16 protein-coding genes are annotated in these 20,268 nt (G+C 73.2%); 7 read left to right on the top strand and 9 right to left on the bottom strand.

The features are described 5' to 3' along the window. Positions 1–101 precede the first annotated feature (101 nt). Positions 102–1,271, top strand: a complete 1,170-nt coding sequence (locus IE195_RS12150) for an FxsB family cyclophane-forming radical SAM/SPASM peptide maturase (RefSeq protein ID WP_191270783.1) — start codon at positions 102–104, stop codon at positions 1,269–1,271. After that, positions 1,271–2,578: an HEXXH motif domain-containing protein gene (locus IE195_RS12145; protein WP_191270781.1), complete on the top strand. Its 1,308-nt coding sequence runs from the start codon at positions 1,271–1,273 to the stop codon at positions 2,576–2,578. Before IE195_RS12150 ends, IE195_RS12145 begins: the two co-directional genes overlap by 1 nt. Positions 2,579–2,584: 6 nt before the next feature. On the opposite strand, the gene fxsT is transcribed toward IE195_RS12145, so the two are convergent. Further along, the gene (gene fxsT / locus IE195_RS12140) at positions 2,585–5,146 is read right to left on the bottom strand and encodes an FxSxx-COOH system tetratricopeptide repeat protein (RefSeq protein WP_191270779.1); all 2,562 of its coding nucleotides are present in this window, start codon (positions 5,144–5,146) and stop codon (positions 2,585–2,587) included. A gap of 258 nt (positions 5,147–5,404) precedes the next feature. Between fxsT and fxsA the strand changes: the two genes are divergently transcribed. Both fxsA and IE195_RS12130 read left to right on the top strand, forming a co-directional pair. Continuing rightward, on the top strand, positions 5,405–5,578 hold the full coding sequence (fxsA, locus tag IE195_RS12135; protein ID WP_191270777.1) for an FxSxx-COOH cyclophane-containing RiPP peptide: 174 nt from the start codon (positions 5,405–5,407) through the stop codon (positions 5,576–5,578). A gap of 218 nt (positions 5,579–5,796) precedes the next feature. Beyond that, positions 5,797–7,485 (top strand): nSTAND1 domain-containing NTPase, encoded by a 1,689-nt coding sequence (locus IE195_RS12130; RefSeq protein WP_191270776.1) that lies wholly within the window; start codon positions 5,797–5,799, stop codon positions 7,483–7,485. A gap of 426 nt (positions 7,486–7,911) precedes the next feature. Here IE195_RS12130 and IE195_RS12120 read toward each other — a convergent pair whose 3' ends face one another. Continuing rightward, positions 7,912–9,321 carry an MFS transporter gene (locus IE195_RS12120; protein WP_191270775.1) on the bottom strand — a complete coding sequence of 470 codons (1,410 nt, stop codon included), beginning with the start codon at positions 9,319–9,321 and terminating at the stop codon, positions 7,912–7,914. Positions 9,322–9,652: 331 nt separating this feature from the next. Between IE195_RS12120 and IE195_RS12115 the strand changes: the two genes are divergently transcribed. After that, positions 9,653–10,081: a pyridoxamine 5'-phosphate oxidase family protein gene (locus IE195_RS12115; protein WP_191270774.1), complete on the top strand. Its 429-nt coding sequence runs from the start codon at positions 9,653–9,655 to the stop codon at positions 10,079–10,081. On the opposite strand, the gene IE195_RS12110 is transcribed toward IE195_RS12115, so the two are convergent. From IE195_RS12110 to IE195_RS12100, 3 genes are all read right to left on the bottom strand, one after another. After that, on the bottom strand, positions 10,026–11,207 hold the full coding sequence (locus IE195_RS12110) for an AAA family ATPase (RefSeq protein WP_191270773.1): 1,182 nt from the start codon (positions 11,205–11,207) through the stop codon (positions 10,026–10,028). The genes IE195_RS12115 and IE195_RS12110 overlap by 56 nt on opposite strands. Beyond that, entirely contained in the window at positions 11,191–11,979 is a 789-nt protein-coding gene (locus IE195_RS12105; protein ID WP_191270772.1) for an RNA ligase family protein, read from the bottom strand. The genes IE195_RS12110 and IE195_RS12105 overlap by 17 nt, the downstream gene beginning before the upstream one ends. A gap of 77 nt (positions 11,980–12,056) precedes the next feature. Continuing rightward, the gene (locus IE195_RS12100) at positions 12,057–13,337 is read right to left on the bottom strand and encodes a DUF2786 domain-containing protein (RefSeq protein WP_191270770.1); all 1,281 of its coding nucleotides are present in this window, start codon (positions 13,335–13,337) and stop codon (positions 12,057–12,059) included. 258 nt (positions 13,338–13,595) lie between these two features. On the opposite strand from IE195_RS12100, the gene IE195_RS12095 reads away from it, so the two are divergent. Beyond that, positions 13,596–15,140: a cytochrome P450 family protein gene (locus IE195_RS12095; RefSeq protein WP_191270767.1), complete on the top strand. Its 1,545-nt coding sequence runs from the start codon at positions 13,596–13,598 to the stop codon at positions 15,138–15,140. Positions 15,141–15,168: 28 nt separating this feature from the next. On the opposite strand, the gene IE195_RS12090 is transcribed toward IE195_RS12095, so the two are convergent. The 4 genes from IE195_RS12090 to IE195_RS12075 form a co-directional block, all read right to left on the bottom strand. After that, the gene (locus tag IE195_RS12090) at positions 15,169–16,368 is read right to left on the bottom strand and encodes an alpha/beta hydrolase family protein (RefSeq protein ID WP_191270765.1); all 1,200 of its coding nucleotides are present in this window, start codon (positions 16,366–16,368) and stop codon (positions 15,169–15,171) included. A gap of 213 nt (positions 16,369–16,581) precedes the next feature. Further along, positions 16,582–17,226, bottom strand: coding sequence for a LutC/YkgG family protein (locus tag IE195_RS12085; protein WP_191270763.1), 645 nt, complete (start codon positions 17,224–17,226; stop codon positions 16,582–16,584). Beyond that, positions 17,223–18,647, bottom strand: coding sequence for a lactate utilization protein B (locus IE195_RS12080; RefSeq protein WP_191270761.1), 1,425 nt, complete (start codon positions 18,645–18,647; stop codon positions 17,223–17,225). The genes IE195_RS12085 and IE195_RS12080 overlap by 4 nt, the downstream gene beginning before the upstream one ends. Next, positions 18,644–19,384 (bottom strand): (Fe-S)-binding protein, encoded by a 741-nt coding sequence (locus IE195_RS12075; RefSeq protein WP_191270759.1) that lies wholly within the window; start codon positions 19,382–19,384, stop codon positions 18,644–18,646. The genes IE195_RS12080 and IE195_RS12075 overlap by 4 nt, the downstream gene beginning before the upstream one ends. A 154-nt stretch (positions 19,385–19,538) precedes the next feature. Between IE195_RS12075 and IE195_RS12070 the strand changes: the two genes are divergently transcribed. Further along, positions 19,539–20,264 (top strand): FadR/GntR family transcriptional regulator, encoded by a 726-nt coding sequence (locus IE195_RS12070; RefSeq protein ID WP_268249169.1) that lies wholly within the window; start codon positions 19,539–19,541, stop codon positions 20,262–20,264. Positions 20,265–20,268: the final 4 nt, after the last annotated feature.

Here is a 20,268-nt window from a genome sequence, read left to right as displayed (position 1 = left end):
ATGCGATAACCAGTCGTATTTCTCGTTTTCCGTCATCCCAGGAGGTCGTCAGCGTGGTAGGCAACAGTGAGCCGGAAAGACGTCCGGAATGGCCCGAGGGTATGGATGTCGGCCAACTCCTCGGCCAGGGGTGGCGGCCCACACCCTTTCGTGAGTTCATCCTCAAGATCCACAGCCGCTGCAACCTGGCCTGCGACTACTGCTACATGTACGAGATGGCCGACCAGGGCTGGCGCCGCCAACCCCGTCGCATGGCCCGACCCACGGTCGACCGGGTCGCCGAACGCATCGCCGAACACTCCCGGACCCACGGCCGCGAACGGGTGGACGTCGTCCTCCACGGCGGCGAGCCCCTCCTGGTCGGCCTCGACCACCTGCGGTACACGGTCCAGGCCCTGCGCAAGGCCTGCGAACCCGACGTCCACGTCGCGCTGAGGATGCAGACCAACGGGGTCCTGATCGACTCCCACTTCCTCGACCTGTTCGAGGAGCTCGGCATCCGTGTCGGGGTGAGCATCGACGGGGCCGAGGCCGACCACGACCGCCACCGCACCCGGGCCGACGGGCGCGGCACCCACGCCGAGGTGCGCGCGGGGATCGAACGGCTCAACACCCGCGGCAGCCACCTGATGTCGGGCCTGCTCACCACCGTCGACCTGGAGTCGGACCCGGTCACCACCTACGAGCACCTCCTGGATTACGGCCCGCCCGGTGTCGACTTCCTCCTGCCCCACGGCAACTGGGACGAACCGCCTCCGGGGTGGTCGCCGACCGAACCGCGCTACGGGTCCTGGCTGGCGTCCGTGTTCGACCGGTGGTACGGAGCGGCCGAGCGCGAGACCAACATCCGCATGTTCAACGAGATCATCCGCCTCGTCCTGGGCAGCCCCTCCCGCACCGAGAGCGTCGGCCTGTCCCCGGCCGCCCTCGTGGTGGTGGAGACCGACGGCAGCATCGAACAGGTCGACAGCCTCAAGTCGGCCTTCGAGGGGGCGGCGAGCACACCCCTGCACACCTTCACGCACGGCTTCGACGACGCCCTCTACCTGCCCTCGGTCGCCGCCCGGCAGATCGGGGCCAGGGCCCTGAGCCCCACCTGCGCCGCCTGCCCGCTGTCCCGTGTCTGCGGCGGCGGGCTCTACCCGCACCGCTACCGGAGCGGAAACGGTTTCCTCAACCCCTCCGTGTACTGCGCGGACCTGTTCCACCTGATCACGCACATCCACCAGACCGTGGCCGCGGACGTGGCCAGGATCAGGGAGGGACTCTGATGCCAGACCCGGTTCCGGCTCCGGTGTTCGACGCCCTGGCACGCGGCGGCGGTGGAAGCGGGGCCGCCTCCTTCCTGCGCCTGGCCCAGTTCGGCAAACACCTCATGCTGCTGCGCCGGGTCGTCGACGCGGCACGGGAGGCACAGCACCCCGAGGCCGGCCGGGTCGGGGACGCCTACGACCTGTTGGTCCGCGCCCAGGAGAACGCACCCGACCGGGTGGCCGCGGTGCTGCGCCACCCCACCGTGGGGGTGTGGGCGCGGCGGACCGCCCTGGCCCTGGCCGGGCACCGTTCGGAGGAGCCCCGACCCGCCGGGATGGCGGCGGTCGCGGCCGCCGCGGCGCTGCGCGGCGCCGTCGACGCGCGGATCGAGGTGCCGCTGGACGGCCCCACCGTGCCGCTGCCGTCCCTGGGGCGCGCCCTGGTCGGTGCACGGGGCGGCCGGGCGCTGTTCGAGACCCGTGGCGGCCTGGCCACGGTCCGGGCGGAGCGCGGCCTGCGGGTGGCGGTCCCCGAGGACCCGCACGAGGACGCGCCCGGCTGGCACGCCCTGCGCCGGCTGGCCGCCGAGCACCGGGGCAGGCGGATCGAGCTGCTCCTGGACGACCAGGACCCCGACCGCATGCCCGGCGCCGCCCCGGTGGCCCGCCGGCTCGGTGCGCGGGAGCTCGACCACTGGCGCCGGACCCTGGGCGGGGCGTGGCGGTTGCTGGTGGAGCACCACTGGACGGTGGCGGACGAGACCGAGGGCACCGTGGTCACCCTGACGCCCATCACCGCCCCGGGCGGGCGCCTGCACACCAGTGCCACCGCCCGGCACGCCTTCGGCAACCTGGGGTTGTCCACACCGCCCGACCCGGTGCTGCTGGCGCTCACCTTCGCCCACGAGGTGCAGCACGCCAAGCTCACCGCCCTGCTCGACCTGGTGGACCTCACCCTGCCCGAGGACGGGAGCCGCTACTACGCGCCCTGGCGCCCCGACCCCCGGCCCGCCTCGGGTCTGCTCCAGGGGGTGTACGCCCATCTGGGGGTGGCCGGTTTCTGGCGCAGGCACCGGCACACCCTCGCGGGGGAGGGGGCCCGCAGGGCCCACGCCGAGTTCGCGCACTGGCGCCGTTCCACCGCGGACGCCTCCCGGGCCCTGGCCGCGTCCGGAAGACTCACCGCCGAGGGCGGGAGGTTCCTCGGCGCAGCCGACCGGACCCTGTGCCGCTGGCTGGCCGAGCCGGTCCCTGCCGAGGCCGAGGAGGCGGCCGGGGCCGCCGCCCGCGCCCACCTGGCCCGGTGGCGCGAGCGCAACGGCTGAGCCGGTTCAGAGCAGGGGCGGGTCGAAGTCGGCGACGAGCCTGCGGCCCTCGGCCAGGGCGCCGGTGAAGGCGTGCTCGCGGCCCAGGGTGCGCACGTAGCCGGTGAGGGTGCGTTCGGCCAGTTCCTCGGCCTCCTCCGCCTCCTGTTCGCCGCGCAGGTCCAACACCAGGTTGGAGGCGCAGGCCAGGGTGCTCGGGTGTTCCTCGCCCAGCAGGGCGCGGTAGCGGCGCAGGGTGCCGCGGCCCAGCCGGGCGGCGTTCTTGGCCTCACCGAGGGCGGCCAGGTCGCTGGCCAGGTTGGTGGCGGCCGCCAGCGTGTAGTGGTGGTTGCGGCCGAGCCTGGCCTCCAGGGCGGTCAGCGCCGACTCGTTCATCGACCGGGACCGGGCCGGGTCGCCGGTCAGCCGGTACAGCAGGGCCACGTTGCTGGTGCACCCGTGTTTGTAGGGGTGGTCGGCGCCGTAGGCCTGGGCGTAGCGCATGTCGGTGTCCTCGGCCAGTTCCAGGGCGCCGGCCAGTTCGCCGGTCATCCGCCACAGGTTGGCCAGGCACATCGCCGCGGCGAGGGTGCTGGGGTGGTTGATGCCGTGCAGCCGCAGATAGCGTGAGTGGGCGTCCTGGCCGAGTTCGAGCGCCTCGTCCAGTTCCCCGGACAGCCGCCGGGCGATCGCCAGGTCGACCTGGGTGCGCAGGGTGCGCGGGTCCTCCACGCCCAGCTGGTCCCGGCCGTAGGCGAGCGCGTCCTCGCCCAGGTCGCACGCCTCGGTGAAGTCGCCGGACAGGCGCACCGCCTGGGCCAGTCCGAACCAGAACGTCAGCAGCGTGGGCGAGCCGCCCGCCGGGCCGCTGCGCTTGAGTAGCATGTACGCGCGTTCGTGCTTGCGCTGTGATTCCGCGAAGTCGCTGGTCAGCGCGTAGTCCAGGGCCAGGTTGTACAGGGCGCGCAGGGTGGCGGTGTCGCCCGGCCCGAAGGCCTCCTGGTGCTGGCGCAGCACCTCCTCGTCGTGTTCGCGCGCCTGCCAGAAGTCACCGTGGGCCCGGTAGTCCGCGCCCAGGCCGGAGAGCACCGACAGGGTCTCCGGGTGGGCGGGGCCCAGTGTGCGGCGCATCCTGGGCAGGATGGCCCGGTTGAGGTCGTGCGATTCGACGTAGCGTCCCAGGTCGCGGAGCCGGTTGGCGTACTTGGCCTGTGCCTCCAGGACGAAGGGGTCCTCGTTGCCGGAGTCGGCCGTCCACTTCTCGATGAAGTCGCGGGCGTAGCGGCTGGCGGTCTCGTAGTTGCCGGACACGTACAGGAAGTTCAGCATGTTCAGCGCGAAGCGCCGTACCTGTGGCAGGTCGGACTCGGCGATCCCGGCCGGGCGCATGTGGGACAGCAGTTCGAGGTAGCGCGCCTGGGCGGGTGCGTCGGTGAAGGTGTCCGGCGCCGCCGCGCTGAGCAGTGACCACACCTCGACCCGGATCGACTCCTGGGTCTGCTCGTCCAGTTCCTCGCGCAGCAGGGCCTGGATGAGCCGGTGCACCTGGATGGTGCGGTTGGCCTGGTCGAGCCGGACCAGGGCGTAGCGGCCGAGGCGGCCGATGGCCTTGCTCAACCGGATCGGGTCGGCCAGCAGTTCCGCCATCTCCGGGCGCACCGGGCCGTTCTCCACCGGGAAGAACAGGTCGCGGGGGATCGGTTCGGGGCCGAAGAAGGCGCAGCAGCGCAACAGCTCCATCGCCTCGGGCAGGTTCTCCTGGAGTTTGGCCACCGAGAGCTGCCAGGCCGCGGTCATCGGTTTGGGGTACTCGGGGGGTTTGCCCTCGCGCAGGAGCGGGCCGGTGCGCTCGGTGAGCAGGCGCAGGTACTCCCGGGTGGACATGCCCGTCTCGGACTGGAGGGCGCCGGCCTGTTCCAGGGCCAGGGGCAGGTGGCCCAGGGCCTCGGACAGCTCGACGGCCTCCTCGACGGTGATGCCCCGCGGGATGCGCCTGGTGAGGAACTCCACGCTCTCGTGCTCGGCGAACACGTTGACCGGGACGGTTTCGGCGACCCCCTCCCACCGGTGGTTGCGGGTGGTGATCAGGACGTGCCCCGGCCCCTGCGGGATGACGTCGGAGAGTTCTTCGGGTTCGTCGGCGTTGTCGAAGACCAGGAGCCAGCGCGCGTACGGTTCGCCCTTGCGCAGGGCCTCCAGGACCCCGTTGGTGGCGTCCTCCACCCCGGTCACCGCCGGTCCGGGCAGGTTCAGGTGCGGTGCCAGGTGGGCCAGTGCCGAGCGCACCAGGCCCGGCTGGTCGGCCATGACCCACCAGACCAGGTCGTACTCGCCGCGGTAGCGGTGGGCGTACTCCACGGCCATCAGGGTCTTGCCGACACCGCCGTAGCCCTGGAGCGCGCGAGGGACGGCCGGGTCCGCCGGGGCGTGCGGGACCACGGCCGTGACCTGGTTGAGCAGACCGGCGCGGAGGTCGTTGATCTGTTCGCTGCGACCGGTGAAGTTCTTGTGGCGCGGCGGGACCCTGCCCCACACCTCCGGGAATCGGTTCTTGCCCCGGTCGGGGAGGTCCCCTTGGGAAGTGGTCACGCGGTGTCCTCCGGTTTCACATAGGTCCCACCAGACTTTGTTTTTCCCGTCGACGGAAAAAGCCCGGTGTTGTGTTGTGTCGGTGGATGTTGCCTGAGGGAGACGTATGCACAATCAGCGTAGGCGAAGAGGTTAGGGAGCGACAGGTGCGTGGTAGGAACTTCGTACGACAAAAACAAAAACGGTTCTTGTGAAAGGGCGGTGGTCGCCGTCCTTTCATGGTTGGCTGTCAAAAGGTGGACGCATGGAGGGAAGCTGATGGGAGAGCACGGTTTCGCCGGGGGGTCCGCGCTGGTGGACGTGGGTGGTCTGTCGCTGCGCGACCTCGACGGGATCGGCGCTTCGGCGATCGCGGAGGCGCTGCGTACGGTGCTCGACCCCCGTGAGGCGGGCGTCGAGGCGGTGGCCGGTTTCGTGAACGACCCGGAGTAGGAAAGCGGTTTCGACGCTCCGGGAGCCGGGCCGGTTCGGGCTGTTGGCGTGGTGCGGTCCATGCCTTCCGCCGCCGCGGTGGGGGTTCTCGGGGCGGTGCGGCGAAAAGGACACAGGAATGTCGCCGGGGCTCGAAAGGGGGCCCTGATTCGTGGCACCATGGACAGCGCTGTTTCGCGCCAGAACAGTCCCCATTTCCGCTGGCCGGGAGCTGCTTCATGACACGAGCCGCCATTGGGCGCGCGCACGGCCCGTTCGTCGGGGCGCGGCCCTTCCTTGCCCGGGACCGTCATCTCTTCCTGGGGCGCGAGGAGGAGACGGGGGAGCTGGTGCGTTCCTGGAGCCGCCACCGGCTCACCGTGCTCCACGGGGCCAACGGGGTCGGTAAGACCTCCCTGGTGGGCGCCGGGGCCGTCCCCGCCCTCACCGACCGCGGCGACACGGTCCTGGACTCGGGGGAGCTCCGCTTCGACCCGGCTTTCCCCAGCGCGGTCCTGCCCGGGCACAACCCCTACACCCGTGCCCTGTTGGCCCTCTGGGGGCCGGCGGAGTTTCCCACCCACGCCCCCGGCACCTCGATCGGCGATTTTCTGCGTACCCACGGGAGTACCGACCGGCACGGACTCGCCCGCCCCCTGTTCGCGGTCCTGGACCAGACCGAACTCCTGCTGCGCCGTTCGGCCGCGCCCGAACAGTGGCGCAGGGACTTCCTGGACGAGCTGTTCGCCGCGGTGGAGGACCGGGCGGACCTGCACCTGCTGCTGACCGTGCGCACGGGCCACCTCGACGAGCTAAGGCGTCTGGTGGACAAACGCGAGGTCGACCACGCGGAGATCGGGCTGGGGCCGTTCGGTCCCGGTACCGCCGTCGACGTGGTCGAGCGCTCCCTGGCCCTGGTCGGCTCCCGTGCCGGTCCGGAGGAGCCCGGCCGCCTGGTCCGGGAGGCCCGCACGGTCCGTGACCCGCGCGGCCGCCCCCGCTCGTGCTCCGACACCGTCGACCCCGCCCTTCTGCAACTCCTGGGCGCGACCCTGTGGCAGGAGACGGGACGGGAGGGCGCCGGCCTGGTCCCGGCCTCCGGCACCGAGGTCGACCGGGTCCTGACCGTGCGCCTGGCCGGGGTCCTGGCGGAGGTCGCCGCTGAGCACCTGGTGCCGCCCGAGGTTCCGCACGCCTGGCTGCGCCGGGTGGTGGCCGCGGGCGACCGGGGCGTGGGCCGCTCGGCCTGCGAAGATCCGGACGGCGTGCTCACCCCCGGGGTCGTACAGGCCCTGGAGGACCGTCACCTGGTCACCACGAACCGGGACGGCTCCGCCTATCTCCTGCGGCATCCGAGGCTGGCCCGCCCCCTGATGGCGCTGGCCCCTTCGTCCCACGCGCCCGGCCCGCCCCCGTGGAGCGGCTGGGACCGCCTGGGGGCGGCCCGGGCCGCGCACACCCGGGGTGAGGCGGAGCTGGCGGCCGAGCACGCACGGCAGGCCCTGCGCGCCGACCCCGGACCGCGGCCGCGGTCCCTGCTCACCGCGCTCCTGGGTGATCTCGCCTTCGAACGCGGCGAGCACCGGGCCGCCGCCGAGCACTACGCGGACGCGGCACGGGAACGGGAGGCGGCCGGTGACGGGGCGGCGGTCTCCCGGCTGCTGGTGGCGGAGGCGCGCAACCGGTTGCTGGCCGGTGAGCGTTCGGCGGGGTTGTCGGGGTTGTCCGCCGCGCAGGGGAGGGTGCACGCCGACCCCAGCCTGCGGGCGGGGATCGGTCAGGCGCTCTGGCTCGCCGGGCAGGCGCAGTCGGCCCTGGACGTGCTGGAGGAGGCCCTCGCGGGCGGGGGCGGGGTCACCGAGGCGCGGCGGACCCGCGGGGAGATCCGGTCGGAACGGGACGGGCGAGTCGACGGAAGGAGGGCCTGAGCGTGGACAGTACTGTCCTGGTGGCACTGATCACCGGCATCGTGACGGCGGTCAGCACTCTGGGGGCCACGGCCCTGGCGGCGTACCGGGCCGAGGCGGTCGAGCGCTGGCGGGCCGAGCACGCACTGAAACGGGAGCGGGAGTGGCGTGAGCGCGAGCGGGTGCGCGCCCGGGCGGGGGAGGTGCGTACCCGGCTGGAGGAGGTGCGGCGCGCAGTCCTCCAACTCGACATCAGCATGCGGCACATCGCCCAGTTGCGTGTGCACGGGCCGCCCAAGCAGGGCGACGACGACCTGCCCGAGCAGGTCCGTCAGGCGCGGACGCACCTGTACGAGGCGGTGGTGGCGGTCGAGCGGATGCGGGACGTCCTGCCCGCGGACCGCCAGGGCCCGGTCGACGAGTTGCGTGAGGCGGTGGACCGGGTGTTCAGCCACGTTCAGGCGCGGGCGGGCCGTGGCGGGGCCGACCAGGTGCACCGGAACCTGACGGCGGGGTTGAGGGTGCTGTCCGAGGCGGTCGTGGCGGAGGCGGCTCTGGGGGCGGCCCCTGGCGGGGGCGCCCTGACCGGGGGCGCCGCCGGGGCGGGACAGCTGGGAGAAGGCTCGCGGTAAAGCCGAGGGTGAGGACCCCGGTGGCCCCGGCCACCAGCAGCACCGTGCTGTGGACTCCCAGGGATTCGAGCGCGTAGCCCCCGCACAGCGCCCCCACGGGCAGGGCGGCGCCGCCGAGGAAGCGGACGGTGCCGGTGAGGCGACCCAGGAGCTCCGGGGGGACGCGGCTGGTGTGGTAGGTCGTCACGGTGACGTTCATGTGCGCCCCGACGAAGCCGATCCCGCACCAGACGAGGGGGAGCGCCGCCAGCAGCCAGGAGGCCCCGGCCCGCTCGGCGGCGGCGAGCAGCACGGTCAGGGCCAGCCAGGACCACAGGCACAGCGCCACCATCAGGGTGGGGGACAGCCTGCGTACCAGGAACGGTGCCAGGACCGCGCCGAGCAGTCCTCCCGCGCCGGTGGCGGCCAGCACCAGCCCCAGGAGGAAGGCGGACAGGTCCTCGTCGGTGGCAGTCAGCATGATGACGAGCCAGACCACCTGGAACAGGGCGTTGGTGGCCGCGCACACGAGCAGTGACCCCAGGAGGAAGCGGTCCCCGCGCAGGAGGAGGAAGCCGCCGGCGAGCTCCCGGAGGAGAGGGCGTCGGGTGGTCCGGCGGGGCGGCGGGGCGGGGCGCAGCCGGGGCAGGAGCAGTGCGGCCCACAGCGCCAGGGCGCAGACGAGGGTGTCGAAGAGGGCGGGCAGCCCGTGTGCGAGGCCGTACAGGGCCCCGCCGAGCGGGCGTCCGAGCATCTGGGTGGCGTCGTTGCGGGCCTCGTTCTTGGCGGCGGCCCCGGCCAGTTCCGCACGCGGGACCAGGAGGGGGACGGCGGCCGTTCCGGCGGTGGTGTGCAGGGTGCCGCACACCCCGTGCAGGGCCGAGGCCGCGGCGAGCAGGGCCACGGGGGCGTCGAACAGCAGTACCGGGGTGACCAACAGGGCCACGCAGGCGATGCGGGCGGTCAGGCCGAGGGCCATGAGGGTGCGGGGGTCGTGGCGGTCCACCACGAGGCCGACCGGGATGTACAGGAGGGTGCGGGGCACCATGCCCGCGGCCGCGATCCATCCGGCCAGGACGGGGGAGCCGGTGTGGGCCAGGGCGAGGAGGGGGATCGCCAGACCGAAGGTCATGCTTCCGAGGCCGGCCAACGCCACGCTGCTCCACAGCAGTGCGAAGTGGGTGCGCCAGCGGCTGGCGTACCGGGCCGGACCGGTCCCCCCAACAAGTGCATCCGTTTTGGACATCGTTCTCAATGCAGGTGGAAATCGGTAGGTGCTGAAAGCCCCGGAAGGGATGTCGGGGCGACAGGTCCGAATTCTGCGGTCCCTGTGGTACAGGGGTTGCGCTGTTCCGTCCGGTGCGGCCGACCTGGTGGGGAAGGGCCCGGATCATGCTAACCGGAAAACCGTTCCCGCTGCCCGTCGGCCTTCGGGGCGGGTGCCGGGGCAAAAGGCGTGAACCGGGGCAAAGAGTTCCGTTTTCTCTTTTCCGTGCTCTTCCGGTTGATCTCAACCATGGTTGAGGGCGCATACTCCCCAGGCACACACCGACGTACACCACGAATCGAGGAGAACGGTGAACGGTACACAGGACTTCCTGCCCGCCCCCGAGACGGTACGCCCGCGCCTGGCCCTGGACCGCAACGTGTGGCTGTGCACGCTGCGCGCCGACGGCTCGCCCCACGTGGTCCCCGTGTGGTTCGTCCACCTGCGCGAACGGTGGTGGATCGGAGCATCCACCGCCTCCGTCAAGGTCCGCAACGCGCTCCGCGACCCCCGGGTGAGCCTGGCCCTGGAGGACGGCGACGCCCCCGTCGTCGCCCAGGGGCTGGCGACCGTCCGCGACGGTTTCCCCGACGACGTACTCGCCGCCTTTGATGACCGCTACGCCTGGGACCCGCGCACCCCCTACGGTTCCGACCCGCGGCGCTCCCTCCTGGAAGTCGGCGTCACCCGCTGGCTGATGGCCGGGAGCGCCCCCGAGACCACCCCGAACCGGGGCTGAGCCCACCGGTCTCCTCCCGGTGCAGCAGGTGGGCCTCGGTGGGGTCCGGGTACTCCCAGCGCCGGAGGAGCCGTTCCACCGCCGCGGGCGGGACCGGTGCGCTCCTGCGGCCCATCCGCTCACGCAGCACCCGGGGCGGGGCCTCCAACGCCGCGATCTCCACCCGGGCCCCGTAGTCGGCGGCCAGGGACACCGACCGGGTGCGCAGGTCACGTGAGACGTTGGTGGCGTTCCACACGAACGGCCTCCCCGCGCGCAGGTGCTCACGGGCGCGCTCGGTGGCGGCCACGGCCACCGGGCGCTGGTCGGCGGTGGGCCCGATCCCCAGTTCCGTACGCAGCGCGTCCAGGCTCACCACCGGCAGGTCCGGCCGGTGCGTCCGGATCCAGTGGTCCTTGCCCGCGCCGGGCAGCCCCGACATCACCGTCACGGTCAGCCGGGTGTCGTCGTGGGCCGCGTAGTCCGGGTCGCGGTCGGGCCTGCGGAAGAACCAGAACCGCGCGTGGTCGGAGGGGAACTCGCGGGGGCGGTCCAGGCAGCGCTGTTCGGCGCAGTACTCGGCGTACAGCCCGATGTTGTCCAGGACCTCGGAGGCGTCCCCGCAGCGGCGGCCGAGGATGTCGGCGGTGGCCAGCAGCACCAGGTCGTCGTTGCGGGCCAGCAGGCTCGCGCGGAAGGCGATCCGGCGCAGGTCGGGGCGCTCCAGCGCCCAGAAGGGGACCTGGTGGTGGCGGACCAGCGCCGCCACGTGCTCGCGCCACCCGATCGGGGCCCCGGCCTCCCAGAGGATGCGGCGGGCGAGCAGGTCGCCCCGCCGGGAGTGCCCGTGCGCGGTCACCCGGCCGTCCCCGTCCCGCCGGGTACACAGGGGCTTGGCGACGTCGTGCAGGAGCACCGCGGCGAAGAGCCGGACCCGTTCCCCGGCGGGCCGGGACCGCCACTCCGGCAGCCCCGCCAGGGCCTCGCACGCCATCCGGGTGTGGACCTGCACGTCGCCCTCGGCGTGGTGCACCGGGTCCTGCTCCACCCCGGCCAGGTCCCGCACCCAGGCGAAGGCCTCCCGTACCCGGCCCCAGTCCAGGTCCCAGTGGGGCGGGGCCGGACACAGCTCATCGAACACCCGCATACAGCACCTCCGGGTCGGCCAGGGCGTTGGCGATCAGGGGCCGGTCCAGCCAGTGGGCGCCCGAGTCCAGGACCGCGGCGGTGAACCCCGACCGCACCCACTTGTACCGGTCGACCGTGTGGCCGCCCTCCTCGACCTTGACGTACAGGCCCTCCATGAGGTCGGTGCCGTCGGTCTGGGCCAGGGCCCGTTCGGGGTCGGCCCCGGCCGCCCGAGCGGCGCCGGTCAGCGCCGTCCGCCACCCGGGGGTCCGGCAGACCGATGCCCTGACCAGGTCGGTCAGTTGGGTGAGCGAGGACAGCGGGCCCTGGTGCAGGACGGGGACCGAGACCACGGGGGTGTCGGCCAGGAGTTGGCGTCTGCGCCGCGTCGACAGGAACACGCCCTGGTGGGTGTCCAGGACGTCGAACTCGCAGAAGTAGTGCGGGAGAGCGTCGTAGAAGACGGTGTGCCTGGCGTACAGCCACTCGCCGTAGAGCACGTACCTCTCGCCCAGGCGGGGCCACAGGGCCGGTGCGACCGCCGCCGCCCAGGCCTTCAGCGGTGCGAACTGCCGTTCCCTGGGGCCGCCGGCCAGGTAGTGGCCCCGGCTCTGGAGCCGTAGTTCACCGCCGGGGCCGAAGCTGATCCCCGCGTTGGCCCCGTCGAGCTTCTCCTCCACGACCAGGTGCCGTCCGGCCAGGAGCCCGAACGGCGCGGCCGACAGGTCGTGGTCACCGGGCTGGAGCCGCGAGCCCCGGATGTGCCGGGTCCGCGGGTACTTGTGCAGCATGTGTCGGTTCTACACAGCACCGGGTTCCGGGGGCCACACGTTTTTCCCGCCCGGGGAGGACCCGGAGCGGGGCGGCCTCATCGCGCCAGTCGTTCGCGGGTGCCCAGGGAGGCGGCGTCGGCGGCGGCGCGGCCCTCGTGCCAGCCCTCGGCGTCGGCGGGGCCGCGCACCCGGGACGTGGTCAGGGCGCCGAACGCCTCCTCCACCGCGGCCTCCACCGCCTTCTCCCGGGCGGCGAACACCGGGACCAGATCGGTGCCGGTCTCGGCGGTGACCGCCTCCTCGGCGGCGCGGGCCGACTCGGTCAGCCGCTCGCCCACCCGGACCGCGAACGCGGACATGAACGAGGCCCGGAAGTCCTTCCTCGCTCCGCGCCCGGAGCGGTCCCGGGCCGAACCGCTCACCCGCATCGCCGCTTCGGCCTGCACCAGCAGCGAGGTGTACAGCAGATCCACGGCCTCCACGTCGCCGGGAAAGCCCATCACGGTGCTCAGCCCCAGCTCCCGGTGCCACACGGCCCGGCAGTGGTTGGCCTCGGCGACCTCGTTCAGCAGTACCGCCCGGTGCTCCTCGTAGGGGGAGTCCACCGGGAGCCTGCGGGCCGCGGCGGCCTCGGGCTCCTCGGGGTCCTCCGTCACCAGGGCGAGGTCGATGCTGTGCCGGGCCATCATCTCCTGGGCGCGGGCGGTCAGCGCCTCGGCCTCCAGCGGGAACTCGGTGGACTCGGCCTTGGCCAGGAGCGCGCGCACCCGCTGCAGGCGGCCCCGGTCCACCGGCGCGGCGGTGCGGCCCCCGGGGCGGAAGGTGCCGGGCGGGGGCCCCAGGCGGCGCATCGGGGGCAGGACGCGCAGCAGCGCCAGGAGCCGGAGCACCACCTCGACCGCCTCGAAACGCAGCAGCCCGTGTTCGGAGCCCAGCCGGGACAGGTGCTGGTCCCCCGAGACAGGGGCGGTGGCGTCCAGGGCGCGCACCTGTTCGGCCCAGCGGGGGTCCACCGTGGCCGCGGAGTGGCGTTGCAGGTCGGCGGTGACGGCGTCGGCGCACACGGCGGCGGCCAGGGGGCCGGACTCGCGGGTGACGTGCCGGACCGTTTCCGCGGGCTGCCAGCCGCGTGCCCAGGCGTCGGCCACCGCGAACAGGAGGGTGTCCAGGAGTGCACGGCCCGCCGCACCCGCCCAGGCGGGGTCCTCCGTGTCGGCCAGCCGGGCGGCGGCCAGGTCCACGCCGCCGCCCTCCTGGCCGCGTACGAGGGCGTCGACGGCGCCGGTGACCACCTCCACGGGTGTGTCCGAGGGGTCGGGCCCGGCCCAGGCGGCCTCCGCCCGTACGTCGCCGCGCCTGCGGTCTTTCCTGCCCACGGTGGTTCTCCCTGGTCGAAGGGGACTGCCGGCCCTTGCGGGGCCGACAGGCCACCCTACCGGCCCCGGTACGGCCGGCCGGGGCGGTGGCCCGGGGCGGCGGTCGTGTCCGGAAGGGGCGGTTCCCGTGTTGTCCCGACTCGCCCCGCGGTGGGTTCCGGTGCCCGGCACCGAAAGGTGGCCCTTTCCTCGCGGAAGCACCCCGGAAACATCGGGGACATAGCCTCGCCCCCAACCGCAGCCACCGAGGGAGTCTCCATGAGCCAGGGAACCGGGTCCACGGGCGGCGACGCCGCCCACGGCGGTGAGGGGGGAGTCGCGCGCTGTCCCCTCACCGGGGAGGGCGCCCTCCCCCTGCACCGGGCGGACGGGCCCGCCTGGGACCGGTTGCGCTCCCGGTACGGCGGCCTGGCCCCGGTGCAGATCAGTCCCGGCGTACCCGGTTGGCTCCTGCTCGGTTACAAGGAGAACCTGCAGGTGCTGCGGGACCAGACCCATTTCTCCGCGGATGCGCGCCGGTGGGCTCCCGGCGGTGTCCCGCCCGCCCGCAGCGGGGCGCTGGCCCGGGACGGCGACGAACACCAGCGTCTGCGTCTTCCCCTGGTGGACGCGTTGGCCTCGGTGGGCACCCCGCAGTTGGTCCCGGTCGTGGAGCGCGCCGCCGTGCACCTGATCGGCAGGGTCGAGGCGCGGGGCAGCGCCGACCTCATCGGCGGGTACGCCGCCCCGTTGACGGCGCTCGTCCTCAACGAGCTCTTCGGCCTGTCCGACTCCTACGGTCACCTGCTGGCCGACCTCACCGCCCGGCTGTGGAGCGGCGACCCGGAGCGGGCCGAAGCGGCGGCCCCGGCCCTGCGCTCCTACTTCCGGGGGCTGGTGGCCCGCAAACGCGCCGAACCCGGCCAGGACGTCGCCAGTCTGGTCTTGGGGCACCCGCACGGGCTCACCGACGAGGAGGCGGTCGAGGCGCTGTCCCTGCTGTGGGAGACCGGGCACGAGCCCACCACCCACCTCATCGGTAACTCCCTGCTCACGCTCCTGGAGGATCCGAACGTGTGGACCGCCTACCTGGGCGGGACACTCGCCCCGGAGGACTTCGTCGACTACGTCATGTGGACGGCCCCGCCGATCCGGATGCTCGCGGGGCGCTACCCGACCATGGACCTCAGGTTCGCGGGGGCGCGGATCGGCCGGGGCGAGCCCCTGCTCTTCGGGTTCGCCTCCGCGCACACCGACCCCTCGGTGTCCCGGGGTGCCGACGACGCCATGGCGCTGGCCGGGAACCGCTCCCACCTGTCCTGGGGGGCGGGTGCCCACCGGTGTCCGGCCACCGCCTTCGCCCGGGAGCTGGTGCGCACCGCCATCGACACCGCGGTGGACCGTATGCGGGGCATGGTCATGGCGGTCGAGCCCGAGGAGCTGCGCTGGCGCACCTCGCTGACCGTGCACGGCCTGGTGGAGCTGCCGGTGTGGTTCACCCCGACGGGGGAGCGCGACCAGCGCGGTGAGGAGCCCGAGCCCGAGCCCGGGCGTTCTCCTGTGCGTTGGGTGCGCCGCAGGAAGCGCAGGCCGACCGCCCAGGGGGCCCGTTACCAGGCGCCCCTGGGCAAGGAGGACGAGCGGGGGGAGCGGCCCGCACGGGAGCGTCCCTTGCGGGCCGCGGGCACCAAGCCCCGTAGGGCCGCGCCCCGGGGGGCGGGTGCGCGTTACCAGGCGCCGTTCGCGCAGGAGGAGCACACCCCCGACCCCCTGGAGCGGCTTCTGCAGACCTGGCGCGCAGAAACCGGGAGTCCCCGGGCCTGAGCGCGGTACGGGGGCCGAGCCCGAAGAATCAACCGGCCTCGGGGTCCACCACGACCAGCTCGGGGTGGACGCCGGCCGGATCCTCCAGGACCGGCTGCTCACCGCCGCGCAGGTGGTGGTCGAAGTAGGCGGCGGCGTAGGTCCGGACCAGGTGCACACCGCGCTCGACCGGAAGGTCGCCGAACTGCGCCCGCCACTGCTGCGGCGTCAGTGTGTCCCGCAGCCCGAGCTGTTCCATGAGCACACCCCGGTCCAGGCCGGTGGAGTGGCCGGAGCCGGTGATCCGGATCCACTGGCGCCAGCCGGTCAGGCCCGCCCAGCGCTCGTCCCAGCCCTCCCAGGGCCGTGCCTGGTCGTTGGCGAGCAGTGCCAGCGGTCTGTCGATCTCGCCTTGGAGCTGCGCGGGGTAGTAGGGGCCGTCCAGGTTCAGTCCGGCGCGCACCCGGTCCTCGGTGAGCAGGGTCTGGGCGGTGGCGGCCCCGCCCCAGGAGTGGCCGACCATCCCGGTACGGCCGGTGTCGACCAGGCGGGACCACCGCCAGGCTTCGCCCCGTTCCAGCTCGTCCAGGAGGAAGGCGACGTCCTCGGCCCGGTTGACGGCGCCGTCCTCCCACCGCCCGGTCGCGCAGCCCCCGCACTCCGTCACGAGTCCGTCGGGGAACTCCACCGGGGCGGCCTCGTGGCGGTGGTCGACCCCGGCCACCGCGAAGCCGTGGCTGGCCAGTTCCTCACCGAGCGAGGACATCATGGTCCGGGACACGCCCGCGCCGGGGGAGAACACCACCAGCGGCAAACCGCCGTCGGCGTGGGCGGGCGGGACGTTCGCGCGGGCGTTGGTGACCACCCGGGTCAGGGTGTCGGCGGGCAGGTGGTCGTATCCCGTCTGGGCCAGGACCGCCTCGGACTCGGCCCCGGTCATGTAGGGGGAGGGGCGCCCGACCTCGCCGCGGGCCGGGTACCACAGGGTCACCATCAGCTCCCGGTCACCGCCGAACCAGAGGTCCTCGCGGTCGGTGTCGACCAGGTGCAGGTCGGTGGTGCCGACGGTGGAGGGGCCGGTGGGTTCGGGCAGCGCTGCCGCCGGAGGGGAGCTCCCGGCGGTTCCGGCGGCGGCCGGGCCACCGGCCAGAGCGGTGCCCAGGGCCATCGCACAGGCCAGGGCCAGGGTCGTGGCGCGCCCTCGTCCGGGAGAGGGGGCGGGTGGTCTCCGGTGGGTGGGGTGGTGCATCGGGGAGCCTTCCCGTCGTGGTCGTCCTGCCTTCCCCGAAACGCTAGGGATCCGGGCCCGGCCGACGCGAGGGTGTACACCGTCAGCCCCGCTGCGGGCAGCCCCGACCCGGACGGTGGGGCAGGCCCCACCAGGGCCCGCCCCACCTGTGCCTTCACCACTTCCGGCGGTCCCGGCCCCGCCCCGGATCCGCCTCCGTGCGGCCCCGGCCCCTCAGACGGCCGGTTCCACGATCAGTACCTCCAGGGTTCGGGGGCCGTGTACGCCCTCCACCCGGTTGAGTTCGATGTCGCTGGTGGCCGAGGGCCCGCTGATCCAGGTGAGCGGGCGCACGGGGTCCAGTAGCCGCACGGCCCGGGGCACCCCGTCCACCACCTGGTCGGCGCGTACCACGCACAGGTGGTAGTCGGGGACCAGCGTGACCGCCCGTCGGCCCTGGTCGGGCCCGGCGTCCAGGACGATGGTGCCGGTCTCGGCGATCGCGACCGCGCACCCCGTCACCACCCCGTCACAGGCGTCGAGTTCGGCCACCGACAGCGGGGCCTCGGGGGAGTCGGCGATCCGCCGCGCGGTGGCGTCGGCGAACCACTCCCCGGGCGCGCCCGAGGGCACCGCCACCCGGGCGGCGCCGCGCCGCTCCAGTGCCGCGGCGATCCGACCGGGCAGGTCGGCGGCGCTCATCCGCTCCACCAGTGCCTTGTAGTCCAGCAGCCGGTCCACCAGCACGTCCAGGGTCCGCCCCGTGAAGTGGTGCTCGTCGTGGCCGTGCTCCGCGGGCCGCTCCACCGGCTCGTTGTCGGGTACGTCGGCCAGCGCCGCCCGCACCCGGGCCAGGACCCGTTCGCGTGATCCGCTCAACGCTCCTCCTCGCGCTCGTTCCACCACCGGCGGAAGGACTCCCCGGGGACGTCGGGTACGTCCCGGGTGTCGGTCCACTTCCCGGCCATGCCGGGCAGGTGCCGGGGGACGTTCCCGCCCGCCAGCCCGGCCGCGCGCTGCACGGCGTCGAGTGCCTTCGGCGAGCCGAACACCGCGTCGGCCCCGGCCATCACGGCCTTCTCGCCCAGGTGCCCGGGGGAGGAGGCGACCTGCTCGCGCAGGTGGACCAGGACCTCGGGGATGTCGATGGCGACCGGGCAGACGTCGTAGCAGGCTCCGCACAGTGAGGACGCGTACGGCAGCGTCCGGTCCGCCTCCGAGGACATGCCCTGGAGCTGGGGTGTGAGGATCGCGCCGATCGGCCCCGGGTAGACCGAGCCGTAGGCGTGGCCGCCGGTGCGCTCGTAGACGGGGCAGATGTTCAGGCAGGCCGAGCAGCGGATGCAGCGCAGCGCCTGGCGGCCCACGGTGTCGGCGAGCACGTCGGTGCGGCCGTTGTCGAGCAGGACGAGGTGGAAGTTCTGCGGTCCGTCCCCCGGGGTCACCCCGGTCCAGGTGGACGTGTACGGGTTCATCCGCTCACCGGTCGAGGACCGCGGCAGCAGCTGCATGAACACTTCGAGGTCGGACCACGTGGGCACGATCTTCTCGATGCCCACCACCGAGATGAGCGTTTCGGGCAGGGTCAGGCACATGCGTCCGTTGCCCTCGGACTCCAGGACCACGAGCGTTCCGGAGTCGGCCACCGCGAAGTTGGCCCCAGAGACGGCCACCTTGGCGCGCAGGAACAGTTCGCGCAGGTGGACGCGGGCCGCCTCGGCCAGTGCCTTGGGGTCGTCGGTGAGTCCCGGCGGGGCCGGCACCCCCCACTCCGACATCTGGTCCAGGAAGATCTCGCGGATCTGGGAGCGGGCCAGGTGGATGGCGGGTACCAGGATGTGGGAGGGCAGGTCCTCGCCCAGTTGGACGATCAGCTCGGCCAGGTCGGTCTCGTAGGCGGTGATCCCGGCGGCTTCGAGCGCGTTGTTCAGCTCGATCTCCTGGGTGGCCATCGACTTGACCTTGACCACCTCCTGCTCGCCGGTCTCGCGCACCAGGCGGGTGACGATCTCGTTGGCCTCGGCCGCGTCGGCGGCCCAGTGGACCGTGCCGCCCGCCCGCCGGACCGACTCCTCCAGTTGTTCCAGGTAGTGGTCCAGGTGGCGCAGCGTGTGGGTTTTGACCTGCTCGCCCGCTGAGCGCAGGCGTTGCCAGTCGTCGCCCAGTTCACCGACGACGGCGTCCCGTTTGCCCCGGATGGTGTGGGTGGCCTTGTGCAGGTTGTGCCGGGTCTGCGAGTCGCCGACCGCTTCACGGGCGGCTTCGGGAAAGGGCGGAAGGCCCAGGAACGTGGCGCTCATGTGTGCGCGTACTCCTTCTCGGTGCTGGCCAGGATCTCGGCGATGTGCGCGATTCGGATGCCGGAGCGCTGGCGGGACAGGGTGCCGCCGATGTGCATCAGGCAGGAGTTGTCCACCGCGCACAGGACCTCGGCTCCGGTCCCGGTCACATGGCGGGCCTTGTCGAAGCCCATCGCCGCGGAGACGTCGCCGTTCTTGACCGAGAACGTGCCGCCGAAACCGCAGCACTCGGTGGCTCCGGGCAGTTCGAGCAGTTCCAGGCCGCGTACGGCGCGCAGCAGTTGGTAGGGGCGGTCCTCCAGGCCGAGGAAGCGCAGCCCGTGGCAGGTGGGGTGGTAGACGACCTTGTGCGGGAAGTAGGCGCCCACGTCGGTCACCTTCAGTACGTCCACGAGGAACTCGGTGAGGTCGTACACCCGCGGGCCCAGGTCGGCCATCTTGCGTGAGAGCCGGCTGCCCGTCGCTCCCAGCCTCGGGTAGTTGTCGCGCACCATCGCGGCGCACGAGGCGGAGGGGACCACGACCGCGTCGGCGTTGTCGAAGGTTTTGACGAAGCGCACCGCGAGCTTGGCCGCGGGGCGCCGGTAGCCCGTGTTGTAGTGCATCTGGCCGCAGCAGGTCTGCTCGGCGGGGAAGACCACCTCGTGGCCCAACCGCTCCAGGAGCCGCACCACCGCACGCCCGGTGTCGGGGAAGAGTGTGTCGTTGACGCAGGTGATGAACAGCGCGATTCGCATGTGCCTCCTTCGTGCCCCCGGCTCAACACAGGCCAAGTGGTCCGACCACTTTTGCATGGTCGCTGGGGTGGAGGCAAGCGGGGCCCGGCCGGGGCGGGCAGGTAGAATCTCCGCATGAACGGTAAAAATCCAGGAAACAAAGGTGGTTGACGGCGTGCGAACCCCGGTTGCCCAGCGGACCGTCGAGCAGATCAAGGCCATGATCTCCGATGGAGAGGTAGGACCAGGGCAGCGGCTTCCCACCGAACGTGAACTCTCCACCCGGCTGGGGGTCTCACGGGGGTCCGTGCGCGAGGCGATCCGCTCCCTCACCACCCTCGGGGTGCTGGAGGCTCGCCACGGGGCGGGTGTCTACGTCACCGCGCTGCGCCCGGCCGACCTGCTGGAGGCCTTCTCGGTCCTGGCCGAGGTCTCCCGGGACGAGACCCTGCTGGAGGTCCTCCAGGTCCGGCGGATGATCGAACCGGCGGCCACCGCCATCGCCGCCGCCCGGGCGGCCCCCGAGGACCTCGAACGCATCGGTGCCCTGCTCGACCGGATGGAGGACGGGGCGGCCCCCCGCGAGCCCGCCGAACACGGGGCCGCCGACCTCGGGTTCCACCAGGCCATCGTGGCCTGCGCCGGCAACGCCACGCTCTCCGCGGTCCACGCCGGGCTGTCCTCGCGCACCTTCAACGAGCGGGTCTGGGCCGGACACGACGAGGCCGGCTTCACCGCCGCCCTGCACGAGGACCACCGGCGCATCCACGAGGCCCTCCTGGCCCGCGACCCCGAGGCGGCCAGGGCGGCCGCGGCCGCCCACGTGCTGCGGGTGGAGCGCTGGCTCGGCGCCCAGACCCGGCCCGGGCCAGACCCCGCGGAGCGGGAACGCCCCCGGTGAGCGG

The organism is Nocardiopsis terrae (assembly GCF_014651695.1).
Lineage (GTDB): Bacteria > Actinomycetota > Actinomycetes > Streptosporangiales > Streptosporangiaceae > Nocardiopsis > Nocardiopsis terrae.
This window is presented reverse-complemented; position numbering and strand designations above follow the sequence as displayed.

Coding starts and splice junctions, on each gene's coding strand:
- IE195_RS12110 (WP_191270773.1), bottom strand. CDS start 11,207: ATGCGGGTGTTCGATGAGCTGTGTCCGGCCCCGCCCCACTGGGACCTG.
- IE195_RS12090 (WP_191270765.1), bottom strand. CDS start 16,368: ATGCACCACCCCACCCACCGGAGACCACCCGCCCCCTCTCCCGGACGA.
- IE195_RS12075 (WP_191270759.1), bottom strand. CDS start 19,384: ATGCGAATCGCGCTGTTCATCACCTGCGTCAACGACACACTCTTCCCC.
- IE195_RS12145 (WP_191270781.1), top strand. CDS start 1,271: ATGCCAGACCCGGTTCCGGCTCCGGTGTTCGACGCCCTGGCACGCGGC.
- IE195_RS12120 (WP_191270775.1), bottom strand. CDS start 9,321: ATGTCCAAAACGGATGCACTTGTTGGGGGGACCGGTCCGGCCCGGTAC.
- IE195_RS12095 (WP_191270767.1), top strand. CDS start 13,596: ATGAGCCAGGGAACCGGGTCCACGGGCGGCGACGCCGCCCACGGCGGT.
- IE195_RS12080 (WP_191270761.1), bottom strand. CDS start 18,647: ATGAGCGCCACGTTCCTGGGCCTTCCGCCCTTTCCCGAAGCCGCCCGT.
- IE195_RS12150 (WP_191270783.1), top strand. CDS start 102: ATGGATGTCGGCCAACTCCTCGGCCAGGGGTGGCGGCCCACACCCTTT.
- IE195_RS12130 (WP_191270776.1), top strand. CDS start 5,797: ATGACACGAGCCGCCATTGGGCGCGCGCACGGCCCGTTCGTCGGGGCG.
- fxsA (WP_191270777.1), top strand. CDS start 5,405: ATGGGAGAGCACGGTTTCGCCGGGGGGTCCGCGCTGGTGGACGTGGGT.
- IE195_RS12105 (WP_191270772.1), bottom strand. CDS start 11,979: ATGCTGCACAAGTACCCGCGGACCCGGCACATCCGGGGCTCGCGGCTC.